The sequence below is a fragment of the Halorubrum sp. SP9 genome, assembly GCF_005435015.1.
GTDB lineage: Archaea > Halobacteriota > Halobacteria > Halobacteriales > Haloferacaceae > Halorubrum > Halorubrum sodomense.
The window spans coordinates 1-374 of record NZ_SGXU01000470.1 but is presented as its reverse complement, the minus strand read 5'-3'; the positions used below and the strand labels follow the sequence as shown (position 1 = coordinate 374).

Sequence of the window (374 nt, the reverse complement as noted above, 5' to 3'; positions counted from 1 at the left end):
ATCCTGACGCACAGCCGACGGACGAGAGTGGTGAAGCGCACGTACCGTCGAACTGGAATCCTGACCACCATACTGTGAGGGAAGCCTAATGGGAGTCTTCAGAGACATCGGTAACAAGATTCAGTTGTATAACCCGCTGACTGGTGAGGCGTTCTTCTCGTACGATAAGCAAAACGACAAGTTAGACGCCGAAGGGAAGGATCTTGACAACGTCGGATCGCTCAGTACAGACGAAATAGATAGCAAAGACGCCACGATCCGAAACAGCAAGTACATCCGCGAGAACGTCGAGGACGGCTCGACCGCTGTCATCCAAGAAGTCAAAGACTCGGGAGGGACGGTCACCCAAGACAGCCGCACACAAATGACCAATA

At 52.7% G+C, this 374-nt stretch carries 1 protein-coding gene; it reads left to right on the top strand.

What is annotated here, in order from left to right; all coding sequences use genetic code 11:
- Positions 1 to 88: 88 nt before the first annotated feature.
- Positions 89 to 374: hypothetical protein (locus EXE45_RS18290; protein WP_137695154.1), on the top strand; the 286-nt coding region annotated here is incomplete at its 3' end.